Origin of the sequence: Vibrio sp. 10N.222.54.A3 (genome assembly GCF_041474095.1) — a bacterium.
GTDB lineage: Bacteria > Pseudomonadota > Gammaproteobacteria > Enterobacterales > Vibrionaceae > Vibrio > Vibrio crassostreae_C.
The window spans coordinates 18,841-33,439 of sequence record NZ_JBFRTN010000016.1; the positions used below are offsets into that span (position 1 = coordinate 18,841).

Annotated in this window: 11 protein-coding genes; 3 read left to right on the plus strand and 8 right to left on the minus strand. The window is 45.2% G+C overall.

The window, feature by feature from the left end:
* The first annotated feature begins 60 nt into the window (after positions 1-60).
* Together malQ and glgB are read left to right on the plus strand one after the other, a co-directional pair.
* Positions 61-2,241, plus strand: a complete 2,181-nt coding sequence (malQ, locus tag AB4507_RS04470) for a 4-alpha-glucanotransferase (protein WP_019821657.1) — start codon at positions 61-63, stop codon at positions 2,239-2,241.
* 174 nt (positions 2,242-2,415) lie between these two features.
* Positions 2,416-4,596 carry a 1,4-alpha-glucan branching protein GlgB gene (gene glgB / locus AB4507_RS04475; RefSeq protein ID WP_017067442.1) on the plus strand — a complete coding sequence of 727 codons (2,181 nt, stop codon included), beginning with the start codon at positions 2,416-2,418 and terminating at the stop codon, positions 4,594-4,596.
* A 98-nt stretch (positions 4,597-4,694) separates the two neighbouring features.
* On the opposite strand, the gene AB4507_RS04480 is transcribed toward glgB, so the two are convergent.
* The 6 genes from AB4507_RS04480 to AB4507_RS04505 all read right to left on the minus strand — a co-directional run bounded on the left by AB4507_RS04480 (position 4,695) and on the right by AB4507_RS04505 (position 10,296).
* Positions 4,695-5,159, minus strand: coding sequence for a TetR/AcrR family transcriptional regulator (locus AB4507_RS04480; RefSeq protein ID WP_372182296.1), 465 nt, complete (start codon positions 5,157-5,159; stop codon positions 4,695-4,697).
* Positions 5,160-5,382: 223 nt separating this feature from the next.
* Entirely contained in the window at positions 5,383-6,222 is an 840-nt protein-coding gene (locus AB4507_RS04485; protein ID WP_017064241.1) for an energy-coupling factor transporter transmembrane protein EcfT, read from the minus strand.
* Positions 6,219-7,913, minus strand: coding sequence for an ABC transporter ATP-binding protein (locus tag AB4507_RS04490; RefSeq protein WP_372182298.1), 1,695 nt, complete (start codon positions 7,911-7,913; stop codon positions 6,219-6,221). Before AB4507_RS04490 ends, AB4507_RS04485 begins: the two co-directional genes overlap by 4 nt.
* 6 nt (positions 7,914-7,919) lie before the next feature.
* Positions 7,920-8,468 carry an ECF-type riboflavin transporter substrate-binding protein gene (locus AB4507_RS04495; RefSeq protein ID WP_017066579.1) on the minus strand — a complete coding sequence of 183 codons (549 nt, stop codon included), beginning with the start codon at positions 8,466-8,468 and terminating at the stop codon, positions 7,920-7,922.
* Positions 8,469-8,770: 302 nt separating this feature from the next.
* Complete coding sequence (locus AB4507_RS04500) at positions 8,771-9,901, minus strand: HlyD family secretion protein (protein ID WP_017061874.1); 1,131 nt, start codon at positions 9,899-9,901, stop codon at positions 8,771-8,773.
* Entirely contained in the window at positions 9,901-10,296 is a 396-nt protein-coding gene (locus AB4507_RS04505; RefSeq protein WP_017061875.1) for a DUF3302 domain-containing protein, read from the minus strand. The genes AB4507_RS04500 and AB4507_RS04505 overlap by 1 nt, the downstream gene beginning before the upstream one ends.
* A 249-nt stretch (positions 10,297-10,545) precedes the next feature.
* Here AB4507_RS04505 and AB4507_RS04510 point away from each other — a divergent pair, with 249 nt between their 5' ends.
* Complete coding sequence (locus AB4507_RS04510; RefSeq protein ID WP_372182299.1) at positions 10,546-11,448, plus strand: DMT family transporter; 903 nt, start codon at positions 10,546-10,548, stop codon at positions 11,446-11,448.
* 32 nt (positions 11,449-11,480) lie between these two features.
* Here AB4507_RS04510 and AB4507_RS04515 read toward each other — a convergent pair whose 3' ends face one another.
* Complete coding sequence (locus AB4507_RS04515) at positions 11,481-13,061, minus strand: diguanylate cyclase domain-containing protein (protein ID WP_372057063.1); 1,581 nt, start codon at positions 13,059-13,061, stop codon at positions 11,481-11,483.
* Positions 13,061-14,530 carry a hypothetical protein gene (locus tag AB4507_RS04520; RefSeq protein ID WP_017061878.1) on the minus strand — a complete coding sequence of 490 codons (1,470 nt, stop codon included), beginning with the start codon at positions 14,528-14,530 and terminating at the stop codon, positions 13,061-13,063. The genes AB4507_RS04515 and AB4507_RS04520 overlap by 1 nt, the downstream gene beginning before the upstream one ends.
* Positions 14,531-14,599 lie beyond the last annotated feature (69 nt).

Below are 14,599 nucleotides of genomic sequence, written 5' to 3' on the forward strand. Positions count from 1 at the left end.
TAAAAATTAAATTAACAACCCTACAAAATAGAAAGCGTCAGAACGTTTTCGGAGAGAGCGATGAAAGAACAGACCGTATTAAAACAAGTCGCAGAAATGGCAAACATTGCCGACAGTTACGTTAGTGCGTGGGGCGATGAAGCACAAGTATCAGACGAGACGATCACGTCTCTATTGGCTTCGTTGGGCTACGATACAAGCAGCGATGATGCACTGCTTAAGTCAGCAGAAAGAAAACACAAAAAAGATGTACTAGACCCAGTTCTTGTCTTGCGTGACGGTGAGCCAGTAGAAGTGGCGCTTAATCTAGGTGTAAGTGCTCGTGAAAGTGAGTTCAGCTGGCGCTTAGAAACCGAGCAAGGAGAGGTACTTGAAGGCTATCTTCAATCTCAAGTCGTTCGTGACGAGCGTGCCGAGGGTGGCCCTTTAGTGTTTGCATTGCCAAGTGATTTGGCATGGGGTTATCACAAGCTCATTGTGAGCCGTAAGCGCCGTAAGAAGCCTTACGAGATGACACTGATTATTACGCCAAAAGCGTGTTTCAAGCAGTCACCAATCGAGCAAGGCAAAAAGCTTTGGGGACCAAGTGTTCAACTTTACACACTAAGAACTCAGCACAACTGGGGTATTGGTGACTTCGGTGATCTAAAACAATTGGTTGCTGATATCGCATCTCGCGGTGGTGACTTCGTTGGTCTAAACCCAATTCACTCATTGTTCCCTGCTAATCCTGAAGGTGCGAGCCCATATAGCCCATCTTCTCGTCGCTGGTTGAACATCTTATACATTGATGTGAGTTCAGTTCCTGAATTTGCACTAAGTGCAGAAGCACAACAAACAGTCGGCAGCGCAGAGTTCCAACAGCGTCTACAAAAAGCGCGTGAAGCACACTGGGTAAACTACACCGAAGTGTCTGAGCTTAAGATGAGCATCTTGCCTCTGCTATTCGCAGAATTTAAGACTCGTCATCTAGACAAAAACAGCGACCGTGCACAAGCGTTCTTAGCCTTCGTAGAAGAGGGTGGCGATAGCCTGATGCATCAAGCGGCGTTTGATGCTCTACATGGTGAACTGCATGCAGAAGATTCTGGCATGTGGGGATGGCCGGTATTCCCTGAGAAGTACCGTACATTCGACAGCCCAGCGACACAGAAATACATCAAAGAGAACTTAGAAAACGTTCATCTGTACATGTACCTGCAATGGCTAGCAGATTGCCAGATCAACGATGCACAGTCTCTTGCAGAAGAGAAGGGCATGGCTGTTGGCCTGTACCGTGACTTAGCGGTAGGTGTTGCAGATTCAGGCAGCGAGACTTGGGCTGACGAAGGCAACCTAGTGATGGATGCGAGCATTGGTGCTCCACCTGATATTCTTGGTCCTTTGGGTCAGAACTGGGGTCTACCTCCGTTAAACCCAGAAGTGCTTCAAGAAACAAGCTACGACGCTTACATCAAGCTACTTCGTGCGAACATGAAGCACTGTGGTGCACTGCGTATCGACCACGTTTTAGGTCTACTGCGCTTGTGGTGGATTCCAAAGGGTGAGAACGCAACTAAGGGCGCGTACATCTACTACCCAGTACAAGATATGCTGTCTATTCTGGCGCTTGAATCTCACCGTTACCAATGTAGCGTTATCGGTGAAGATTTAGGAACGGTACCGGATGAGATTGTCGACATCCTTGCAGATGCTGGCGTGCACTCTTACAAAGTGTTCTTCTTCGAAACATCAGAAGATGACGGTGGTTTCATCTCACCAAAACACTACGCATCACAATCGATGGCGGCACTGTGTACTCACGATATGCCAACGCTTCGTGGCTTCTGGCACTGTGATGACCTGAAAATGGGCCAAGAGATTGGCTTATACCCAGATGCAGAACAATTAGAAACCTTGTTCGATGACCGCCTAGAGTGCAAGCAAGGTATCTTAGATTCAGTAGCATGGCATGGTTTCCTACCAGAAGGTGTGGGCCGCGATGCGAGCCAAGTACCGATGGACTCTTACCTTGCTGAGGCACTTCAACTGCACGTAGCGGCTGGTGGTTCAACACTACTGAGCGTTCAGCTAGAAGATTGGCTAGAGATGGACAAGCCAGTAAACATTCCTGGCACGGTTGATGAATACCCTAACTGGCGTCGTAAACTATCAATGAACTTGGACGAAATATTTGCTCACGAAGGCGTTAATCGTATCGCTTCTAAGCTGACTGACGTTCGAGAAAAAGCCGGTAAGTAATGACGTGAGTGACTTGAAATTAGGTGGTTTTTTGCTTACGCCGTACGAAACTACAACCTCGGTCACTCAATAATGAATGCTCATCTGGTAGAATAAACCGTCGTTATATTGCCCGCACTAATAGCGGGCATTTTTGTATTATGTTTTTTGGATGTTTGGTTAGGGAGAAACGTTTTGGAACTAAGTTCGATTTCAAAGCAAAAACAAATATATACCCAACTATCACAGGCTTGTTTCACAGACCCATTCGCGTTTTTAGGGCCATACCTACCTTCTGAGCAAGGTGCATTACGTGTGTGGATTCCTGGGGCAGATAAAGTCGAGTTGATTGTTGGAAAGGAACCTCGTATTGAGTTAGCGCGAGAGGGTGAAAGTGGTTTCATTCTTAAGCAAGAGAGAGACTTACGTTTTACTCACTATAAGCTTGCGGTTGATTGGGCTGGCGTAGAACAGATCATCGATGATCCTTACCAGTACCACGATCTGTACGCGAGTTATGAAGATCTTCATACACCGAAAGATATGTATCATCACATGGGGGCTCAGTTTATTACGCTAGAGCGTGATGGACAGACGATTTCAGGTACGCGTTTCTTGGTGTACGCACCGCATGCAACTGCGGCAAGCTTGGTGGGTAACTTCAACGCTTGGGATGGTCGCCGCCACCCAATGCAACGCCTAGATTACGGTATGTGGGGCTTATTCATTCCTGAACTGGAAGAAGGCGCTCAATACAAGTTTGAATTAAAAGGACCAAATGGCGAAGGCTTACCACACAAAGCTGACCCATGGGGTTTCTACTCTGAGCAATACCCATCGTTCTCATCTGTAACTTACGATCACGCTCGTTACCAGTGGCAAGATACTCAATGGCAAAATCGCCCGGTAACGCAAAAGCGCAAAGAAGCGCTTTCGTTCTATGAATTGCATGCAGGTTCTTGGAAGCGTAACGCTGAAGGTGAATTCTTAAATTATCGCGAGCTTGCGGCAGAGCTGATCCCATACCTAACGGATCTTGGCTACACGCACGTTGAACTAATGCCAGTTTCAGAACATCCATTCTACGGTTCTTGGGGCTATCAGCCTGTAGGTCTATTTGCACCGACTAGCCGTTTTGGCTCTCCAGATGATTTCAAATACTTCGTCGATCAATGTCACCAAGCGGGTCTTGGCGTTGTTCTGGACTGGGTTCCTGCTCACTTCCCAAGTGATGATCACGGCCTAGCAAACTTCGATGGTACGCCATTATTCCATGATCCAGATCCACGTCGTGGTTGGCATCAAGATTGGAACTCGTACATTTACGATTTAGGCAAAGAGCATGTTCGTCGTTTCTTAGTTTCTAATGCACTGTACTGGTTCGAGCAATTCCACATTGATGGCATCCGTGTTGATGCGGTTGCTTCGATGTTGTACCTCGACTATTCGCGTAGCCATGACCAATGGATCCCGAATGCGGATGGCGGCAACGAAAACTACGACGCTATCGCAACCCTTAAGTGGATGAACGAAGAAGTGTATAAACACTTTCCGAATGCGATGACGATTGCTGAAGAATCAACGGCTTTCCCTGGTGTTTCAGCACCGACTTTTATGGGCGGCTTAGGCTTTGGCTTTAAGTGGAACATGGGTTGGATGCACGACAGCTTGTCTTACATTCAAGAAGACCCAATCAACCGTAAATATCACCACGATACGATTACCTTCCCACTGGTTTACGCACACAGTGAGAATTATGTATTGTCTCTGTCTCACGATGAGGTGGTTTACGGTAAAGGTTCTATCCACAACAAGATGCCTGGTGATGAATGGCAGCAAACGGCAAACCTACGTGCTTATATGGGTTACATGTATGCGCAACCAGGTAAGAAGCTGAACTTCATGGGTGCAGAATTTGGTCAGACGGCTGAATGGAACCATGACGACCAGCTGCAATGGTTTTTGCTGGATTACGAGCGTCATCAAGGTGTTCAGCGTTTAACGAAAGACCTGAACAATCTGTACCGCTCTGAAGCTGCAATGCACGATCTTGATTTTGATCCGAAAGGCTTTGAATGGCGTCTACAGGACTCTGCTGAAGCGAGCATTCTTGCGCACGAGCGCATCAGTGAATCTGGTGAGCGAGTATTGATAGTGTCTAACTTTACGCCAGTGCCTCACGAGCATTTCCGCTTAGGTGTTCCTGCAAAAGGTGAATACGCATTGTTGTTGAATACAGACTCTGTCGACTATGCAGGCAGCGGTTTTGAAGTGAAGCAGACTGCTGAGATTGAATCTGTAGAGAGCGAAGGGCTAGACACATCGATTGAGCTGCGTTTGCCGCCGTTATCGACCGTTTTTTACAAGCTAAATTAGGTCTATAAGTTGAGCAGGTCATCGCTGCTCACTTTTCTGATAGTCTAAAAAAGGGAACCCTAGGGTTCCCTTTTTCTATTTCAGTAAGCTGGTTAGCGTTACTTGAAGTTGGTGAGATAGAACATTGAGCGTCCGACTACCATTTCAAGGATTCGAAGTGAGTTGTTGCCGAAACTGTCCAACATCTTTTCACGAAATTCGCCGTTCGAGCTGAGGTTAAATTGCTCAGGATTCTTGATTTGCGAAGCATGGAAAAACATCAATTTAATCACGTATCGAAACTGCTCATTATCTAGAGCGGCTTGCCAAGATTGGATAAAAAGCGCTTCCGATGAAAAGTCTAGACCGTCTATAACGATCGATAGCATGTGTTCGTGAAGTACTGAACGAATAGCGCGGGTCGACGGATAATAGCCCTGAAGCGTCGTTAAACTAATGCCAATCTCTTGAGCAATCCTTGCATAAGTTAGTGCTTCATGTCCTTCAGCCAGAAAAAGGTTTAGTACGATCTCATCGTAGTTTTTTTGATTTTCTAGTTTCTGTACTTGAGTAATTCGAGCCATTACAAATCTCTATTGATTGTAACATTCTGTAAAAGAGTATATTAAGAGCTTATGAATTAAATCTCAAACTCCAAGGGTAAATAACTGGTCAATTTATCGTTAAATATAGTCAGTATTGTGTCATTGGTTCAATTATCAATCAGATTTTGGCATAAACAAAAACACCGCCCTATTGAGCGGTGTGTTATTTAAAGTCTTTGTTTATCTATGCTAATTCAGATGACTAGAACGGATACCAAAATAACTGCGGCTCTAGAATGCGTTTCGCAATGGCTAACACCACGATAAAAGCGATGACACCTAAACAAACAAAGTCGATACGTTTCAAAGGTGCATAGCTATACCAAGTGCGAGCTTTGTGTCGGCCAAAACCTCGTAACGTCATTGCGTTAGAGATCTCGTCTGCTCGGTCCAAGCTAGAGAAAATGAGCGGGCCTAGAACCTTAGCCACATTTTTGATTCGAGTAATTAGAGGCGCTTTCTTTGAGAGCTCTACACCACGAGCCTGTTGAGCATGCATGATATTGATGAAGTCTTTCTTAACTTCTGGCAAGTAACGCAGTGTTAAGCTGACCGCATAGGCGATCTTGTAAGGAACACCGATACGGTTGAGGCTAGCTGCAAACTCAGTCGGATGCGTTGTGAAGACAAAAATCAACGCTATCGGGAACATGCTCATGTATTTGAGCGTCACAGTAACCAAGTAAAACAGAGTCTCTTGGCTCAACGAGTAGTTACCCGGCAATGTCAGCAATAAGGTTTTGCTGCCGATGAGCTCAGTACCTTGCTGTGGAGCCAGCAGATACATGAACAAAGCATTTAGGCTCAATACACTCGCCGTACCCAATAACAGAGGCTTATATACGCGTACAGGCACATTAGTCAGCTTTAGCAGGTATAAACCAGTCACAATAAGCAGTGCAATCAATCTTAGGTCGAACGTAGTTAAGACCACGGTTACCCAAGCTAAGAAGAGCGCAAATTTGGTGATGCCGTTAAGTGCATGAAGCGGTGATTTTGTATCAATGTAATTGATGCCGAATTTTACTTTTGATACGTTCATTGAGCGCTTCTCTCGTAGTCGATGAAGTACTGCATGAATGCGTTGGTGTCGTCGATTTTCATCATAGTCGCGAGTTCATAAATGCTGGTGGTACAAAGATTTGCGCGTTCTAACAGCGATGGCTGACTGAATACTTCCGTCATCGCGGCATTGGCAATCAGCTTGCTGTCAGCAATGACAATTGAGCGTGTGGTGTACTCTAGAACAAGGTGCATGTCGTGTGAAATGATCACGACGGTGATACCTAACTCGCGGTTAAGCTTTTGGATAAACGCCAGCATTGAGGTGTAGTTGCGGTAATCTTGACCCGCTGTTGGTTCATCCAAGATCAGAAGCTCTGGCTCCAATACTAAGATAGAAGCGATCGTTACGCGTTTTTTCTGACCGTAGCTTAGCGCTTCGATCGGCCAGTGGCGGAACTTACTCAGCCCACACAACTCAAGAGCATGCTCTACTTTTTCTGTGATCAGCTCTTCTGCAATGTTGCGGTTACGAAGACCAAAAGCAATCTCATCAAAAATCATATGATGAGAGATCATATGATTTGGGTTCTGCATCACGACACCGACTTTCTGGCTTCTTTCAAAGATAGAAAGCTCAGATAGGTCTTCTCCATTTAGATAGGAAGAGCCTGAATCGGCATCGATCACACCCATGATGAGTTTAGTGATGGTAGATTTGCCTGAACCGTTTTTGCCTAAGATTGAAACGAACTCACCCTTACCAATCTTAAAGCTGACATCTTCGAGAGCGTTCTTTTCACCATCGTAAGAGTAAGTCAGGCCGTGGACCTCAAGCAAAGGTTGGTACTGCTTCTCGGCAACTGGAGTCGGGCGCTCTGCAAACCAAGCCTGAACCGCAGGGCGGAATCTTTTGTAATCGAGAGCTTTGAGGTTTGATAGCTTATCTTCACTGGTCAAAGGTGCTTTCGCTGCCTTCAGAGCAGATAAATAAAGTGGTTCACGAATACCGTGTGTTTCAAGCAGTTCAGAAGCTAAGATTTCATCGGGTGTCATGTCCGCGACAATTTCACCGCGCTCCATCAAGATCACTCGATCGATATCGCGATGTAGTACATCTTCAAGGCGATGCTCGATGATGACTATAGTCTTGTTGGTTTCTTTATGAAGTTGGTCGATGATTTCGATAGTCGCTTTACCCGTTTTCGGGTCAAGGCTAGCCAAAGGTTCATCAAACAACAGGATGTCAACGTCATCAACTAAGATGCCCGCTAATGACACGCGTTGTTTCTGGCCGCCGGATAAATCATGTGGCGAGCGATCAAGCATATCTGCTAAGTCGACCATTTTTGCTGTCGACTTAACCAGAGGGTACATATCAATGTTCGACACTAACTGATTTTCCAGTGCGAACGCGATGTCTTCGCCAATACTCAAACCGACAAATTGGCTATCAGTATCTTGTAATACTGTGCCAACCTGCTCGGTATAGTCGTGCATAGAAAAATCAGAAATGTTCTTACCGTTGATCTCTAGAGAGCCAGTCAACTCACCTTTGATAGCATGAGGAATCAGACCGTTAAGGCATTGACCTAGGGTAGATTTACCACTACCGCTTGGTCCAATAATGACGATTTTCTCTCCTTTCTCTATCCTTAGATTGATATTTTTTAGCGTCGGTTTATCCAGCGACTCATATCTAAAAGAGAAGTTCGAAAATGCTATAGTCATTATCGCTTATGCCTCAGTCAGGTTACGGCTTTGTTTGTTGCGTTTAGCGACTGATTTTAGGATCAGTAAGCCAACAACAGCGATCAGAACGGTGTTACCCGCAGCAATGATAGAGAGTTGAGTGAAGACTTTAGTAAACGGTTCTGCATAAAGGATGGTATCTAGGAATGCAGAGCAGCCGTAACCAACCACATTACCGGCAAGGGCAAGTACCACAAACAGCGCGAAGTCCTTCATAGGCAACTCACCTTGCTGAAGGCGGTTCTTGGTCAACATCGGGAATAAGCCGATAACCATGCCTACGATACCTGAGCCTAAAACCCAAGTTAACCACACACCCCAGCCTGCGAACAGATCCGTTACCCAGTGACCGATAAAGCCAACTAAGAAGCCAACAATAGGGCCGAACAAAACAGAAAATAGTGCTAGAACTGCCATTGCTGGTTTCAATGTCGTGTTAGCAAACACTGGGACACCAAACATAGGTAAACCACCAATGCCGTACAGTGCAGCGCCAATGGCGATAACGACCACTGTTTTAGCTGAAAAGTTCATAGATAACCTCGAATTCTGAAAAATAAAGCAAAATAAAGAATAAATATTCGCCATTATTAATATGCGTCTCAATGAGAACGTTTTTTGGGCAAATATAAAAAATAAGGCGCGCATTATACAGTAGAACCCTTCCATAAGGGAAGGTAAGTGTCTAGATGTCTAAAATTCCATCTGAACACCTAAATATCGTGTAAAAAGCGTAATTTTACGGTTAATCCAGCAACAAAAAAGCCAGAGCGAGTCTGACTTTTTCATTCGTCTTAACAATGTGTTAAGCGGGTTCGTCACGTACCTTTGACCGTTTAGTGGTCTAGGTATAGATAGTTTTGCCAACTCTTCATGCGAATAAGGACCTTGCGCATGATTGAAACGTGGGTGAAGCTGTCAGAATAAACGGCAACTTCAACCGCGGTACCCATAGGTAAATGGTAGTCAGACAGGTCATCAGTGATGGTCATTTTAGCAAATACGCGTCCATTAGTACGAAGTGCATTGGTACCAATAAGTGTCCCGCGCGCTTGAATTTGACTCTCACCAATAGCTGGGATTATTTCATCAATGCGTCCTTTGAAAATCTTGCCTGGTAGTGCTCTGAATAAAAATTCAGCTTCGAAACCAGGATGCAGTCGTTGCAATGAGTTTTGTCTGAATGCTGCGATGTAGTATTTTTCTTCCGTATGGACAAATGTCATGACAGGAGCAAGAGGTAGCGGTACAGCCATTACGCCTGGACGCAGTGCTAGTTGTGTAACATATCCATCCGTTGGTGCTCTCACGACCGTTTGGTCAAGGTTGAATTGAGCCTTACGTAAGTCTGCAAGTAATCCTGCCACTGCGGTGTTCTCGCCACCAATTTCAGAATTTAGAGCGATCTGAGCTTGTTGTTGACTTGCTTCTGCTACTTTTACTGCTGCTTCCGATGCCTTATAAGCTTGTCTACGAGTATCCAATTGTTGTTCGGTAAACGCACCACTTTCAAAGCCACGCTTATAACGAGAAAATTCGCGTTGCGCTTTGTCTCTTTCTGCAATCGCTTTGATTTTAGCAGCTTCAGCTTCAGCAACTTGAGATTCAAGCCCAAGTGCTCCTTGGCTTGCTTCTTTTACTTTCGCTTCGAGCTTGGCGACTTCTGCTTCAAAAGGGATAGGGTCAATTTTAAAGAGGATGTCTCCTTTCTTTAAAGGAGAATTCGCCTCAACAGGAACCTCAATGACTTTACCTCTAACGCCTGAAACAATTGGAGTCGTTGAGTAAACTTGGTTGCCAAGTTGTGTGAAAGGATGGTTGTAGTTCATTAATAGGATCAATGTTCCTACGATGACCACACCACCGAGCACTGCGGTAGGCACTGTCCATTTGTTTAGTGGGATATTAAATACTTTGAAAATAGTGATACAAAGTGCCGCGTAGGTCATTATCAGTAGTAAATCCATTACTTAGCCTCCTGATCTTGAACGTTGTTTGACTCTTTTTTTGTGCTGCTTTGTTTAGTATTTGCTTGTTTGAGCTGTGCGATCTCTTCTTGAAGGGTGCTAACTTGATCGATTAAAACATCCACTCGGTGATGAATATCGTGCTGCTCTTCTTCGAGTTTTTCGAAGCCCCAGCCTCGGTCTTTCCGCCATAATGTTGCCCAAATCCATAGAAAGGGCCAAATTGTGTGCAAAGTGAATAGGCTAACCCAGCCTGAGACGTGAATTGCGTCTTGGTGAGGATGATTACGTTCTTTGGCTATTTCATAAGGGATATCGTGAATAACGATGATGCCGTAAAAGATGACTAGAGCAACGAAAATGAGTAAGCCGAGTGCAAAGTAGTCTAAAAACATAACAGATCCTTGTAATGTTAGATGTTAGTTATAAATATAGTACGCTATCATCCAAGTAATTGTTATAAAAATGATTTGCTGAGTTATAAATAATGAGTGTTCGCTTCTAATGTGAGCAAAACCATTGACGAATCTTATAAATCTCATCGCGTTTGAAGAGGCTATTTCGGCTTTCTGGTTGGTATTTTAGCTGAAATGATGACAGCTACGATTCTAAATGACGTGCACAACCACAAAGGATAAACACGGATGTATATAGGTGAATTGGCGGCTATTGGTGCTGCGATTGTGTGGGCGTGTGCGACATGGATTTATGGACAGTTTGGTCATCGCTTCTCTGCGATGCAATTGAACATTGTTAAGGGTGTAGTGGCGTCAGGGATGATGTTGCTGGTGATGCCTCTTATTCCGATGCCGGAGTTTGAACTGAGTACCAACCATTTTCTGATATTGGCAATTTCAGGTGTGATTGGCATTGCGATTGGAGATAGCGCCTATTTTGCGGCGTTGAAAAGAATCGGTGCCAATAAGACGCTGTTACTGGAATCTTTAGCCCCGCCTCTTTCTGGTGTGCTGGCATTAATGTTCCTGGGCGCTGTATTGACAGTGCAAAGTTGGCTCGGTGTCGTGATTACAACACTAGCGGTGACCTTCGTTGTCTCCCAGCCATCAAAATCGGCGAGCGGTGAATCGAATTACAAAGCGCAGTGGGGTGGCATTGGTTATGGGCTTGTGGCGAGTGTCTGTCAGGCATCTGGTGTGGTTATTTCTCATTACGCGTTAGTGGCGGGTGATATCCCACCATTGTTAGGTGCTTTGATTCGCCTGACGATTGGCGTGTTTGCTGTGATGCTGATTATCCCTTTCGTTGAAAAGAAGCCGTATTCATCGATAAAAAGAGATTTATGGGAAATGACCAAGCTCGATAAACTGTGGTTATTAGGAGCAATCTTTGTCGGGACGTTTCTCGCTCTATGGCTTCAACAAGTGGCGTTGAAGAATGCTAACCCTGCGATTGCACAAACGTTGATAGCGACCAGCCCGGTCTTTATTTTGGTGATTTATGCGCTGAAAGGGGAGAAGGTGTCAAAGCAAAGTATCATAGGCACACTTGCCGCCCTTGCTGGTATTTCTCTGTTCTTTTATCAATAAGCAGTTGGCCTAAGCTACAGAGCTATATGCCACTACTCTGTACACACTTGATTCCGGCCGTTGGCTTTAGCTCGGTATAGCGCTTTATCCGCACGGTAGAAGGTGCGTTGAGTATTCTCTCCGTCACGATGCAAAGTGATACCAATACTCACGGTCAAACCACGCTCCCCAAGTATTTCATGCCATCCAAATTGGAAGATGCGCTCTCGATAATTTTCAGAGTGCATTTCTGCCTTCGGAAGATCAGTGTTCTCTAGAATGACGAGGAACTCTTCTCCACCAAATCTGACACATGACGCGCCTCTAAACTTAAAGTATGAACGTAGCTCTTGAGACACACTAACAATCGCTTTATCGCCCACTAAGTGACTCAGTTCATCATTGATAGACTTGAAGTGGTCAATATCAATAACCATCAGCGCGAAAGAGGTATCGTGCAGCAGCATGTCTTTCAGTTTCACATCTAACCAGCGGCGGTTGTGTAACCCTGTCAATGGATCGGTGAATACGTCTTGTTGAAGCTGAGCAACCGCATTCTTGTGTTGTTCCGTTGTCTCTTTGAGCTCTTTGTTCTCTTGTTCAGAGAGAATGAGTTTGAGTTGTAATTCAAAACGGGACAGGCGGCGTAGTTGGCTTGCACCGAGTTCACTGATCGGGATCTGCTTCATCAGATCGGTTTCAATTCGGTAGCCTTTTTTCTCATAGCTTAGCGCTTCTTGAAAACGCCCTTGATTCATACACACATCACTCAGCGAATCGTAGAATCGTTTTGCAAGTACTGGCGACGAGTAGGCTTTCACGCGTTTGTCTGTGCTCGACAAAATCATGCTCGCGTAGTCTTGCTTGCCGGTTGCACTTAGGCAATGTGCGAGCTCTAGACGAGTCATGGTTGCAAGCCAGCTTGCTTGAGTGCTGTTGGCTGGGTATTGAATCTTAGACAGACAGCGTAGCGCTTCATGGTGTTTTTTCTTAGCGCGCAGCACCTTTGCTTGGTAAAGCAGTATTTGAGCTGTGAGCAACTTGTCACTGACCAAAATACTCAGTTCTTCGCACTCATTCAGTAAATCGCTGGCTGCTGTAATGCGATTGAGTAGAAGTAGGCTTGCTACCATATGCAGCTTGAATTTGAGGCGAAGTGAGCGACTGCTTATCGCGTGGTCTATGCTGCTGATTTTTTGATAGTAGCGAAGAGCTCTGTTGTGATCGCCATAGGAGTCACACAGGTTGCCCATGCCTAAAATGGCTAATACATACTCATCGATATGGCCGTGTTCAACCGCGATAGTCGACGAACTGACGAATTCATTGAGTGCTGAGGTGTAATCACCGATTTCAACTAAGCGGTCACTTAGGCTGGTTTTGACTGTCAGTATGTCTTCGATATCGGCAGGAAGGTGGAGCAGATCGAGTGCTCGTCTCAACTCTTCGATGCTGGTTTGATTTTGTTGTAACTCAGCACGGTACTCAGAGCTAATGATATAGCAGTGTGCTTGCTCTGTTTGCGTCGTCGAAACGTGCTGACGAATGTGGTTCCAGAAGATGATCGCTTCTTCACCTGATACTGATGAAGGGTCTAAACCAGCGTCTGTGATCTTGCTTAATAGAGTTTCCATTATTCTATTACCTCAGCATCGTCTTCTTCTAATTGTTCAAGCGTGAACGGGAACGTCAAAATATCATTGAGGCTGACGGTCGGTTTCGAACCCTTTAGTCCTTTTCTATGCCATGGATAGATATCAAGCATGGTGCTGAGAGTTTGGAAGGTTTGCTCTGCGGCTTCGCCTTTTTCGGAAAGCATAAGGGCCACACGTTCAGAACTTAGCCTTGCGATGAAGTCATTCTGGTTACATAAAGCATGAGCAATCTCGGTACAGACATCTAAGTAATCAGTATCGACATGATGGAACATAATGATGCTGTGGTTTGAACGTTTAAGCTCTGTCTTGAACAGAACCAACTTTTCCCACCAAAAGGTTTCAGAGACAACGTAAGAGAGGTGCTTTTCAGGATCGTACTCGTGCTGACCGCGAATACGATTAATCAGTTTTCGTGCTCTCTGTTCAAGTTGGCGTTTTGAACTGCGTGCTTTGTCCAAACCGACACGTGTCGTTTGCTCTTTGAGCATGCCGATAGAATATTGACGGTACTTTTTAAAGGCGACGAGCGCGGCTTGGAAGTCTTGGTTTTCTTCCGCCACCAAGGATTGTTGGTAACAGATTTGGCTCAGCAACTCGCCATTATCGAACTCGTTTGCGGATTGTTCTGCGAGCCTCAGTAATTCCGCCGCTTGTTCTGGTCTTTTTCTCAGGAGCTCCAATCTAGCTCGGCTGATGTATGAGTGCGCCTTCATCCAAACTAGGTTGTGTTCAACTGCCAGATTGTGCGCTTTGGCCGTGGCGCGCTCCGCGTCATCTAAGCGTTCAAGACCAAGTAGGGCAAGGCCTCGAAAGTCCCATACCTCTGCATGCCAAGTGTTATCTTTATGGTCTTTTAATGCTTCTTCTGCACCGTCCAATACCGACAGCATTTCAACATAGTTGTTGAGCAGGTAGTAATCCCACGCAAGCAGTATTCTGGCTTTACCCTCTAACCAACCAATGCGGCTGTTGTTAGCAACTTTAACGGCAAGCTGGTGGGTAGAACGTGCAAGTTTATATTCGTGGGTCATCCGCCAAATATTGCCAAGGCCAATGAGGCATTCAATTTGAATTTCGACTTCATCAACCAACGCGGACTGCTCTAAAGCATTGATCCAGAACTGTTGGGCGGAATAGTACTTGGCTTGTCCCCAGAACTGGAGCGCGTGTAAATGGAGGATTTCAGGGAGAAAAAGGTCGGTATCTAATCGGCTTTGGCGCTTGTAGGCTTCCTTGATGTATTTTAAACCTTTTTGGTAATCCATCAGGTTCCAGCTACATCTTGCCATTAACATTAATGACTGGATGGCACCCTCTTCAAACAGAACTTGCTCTGATCGGACTAGGCACTGTTGGGCAATCTCTAGGATCACCGATGGCTCAGAGTCGACACGAGTTTTGAGTTTTTCTAATTCTGTTTCAAGAAGGTACTGATTTTTGTCCAAGACTTACATCCATGATTATCGAACATATTGATAACACAATCATTATAAGAGTGTAATTTGAGATAAGCA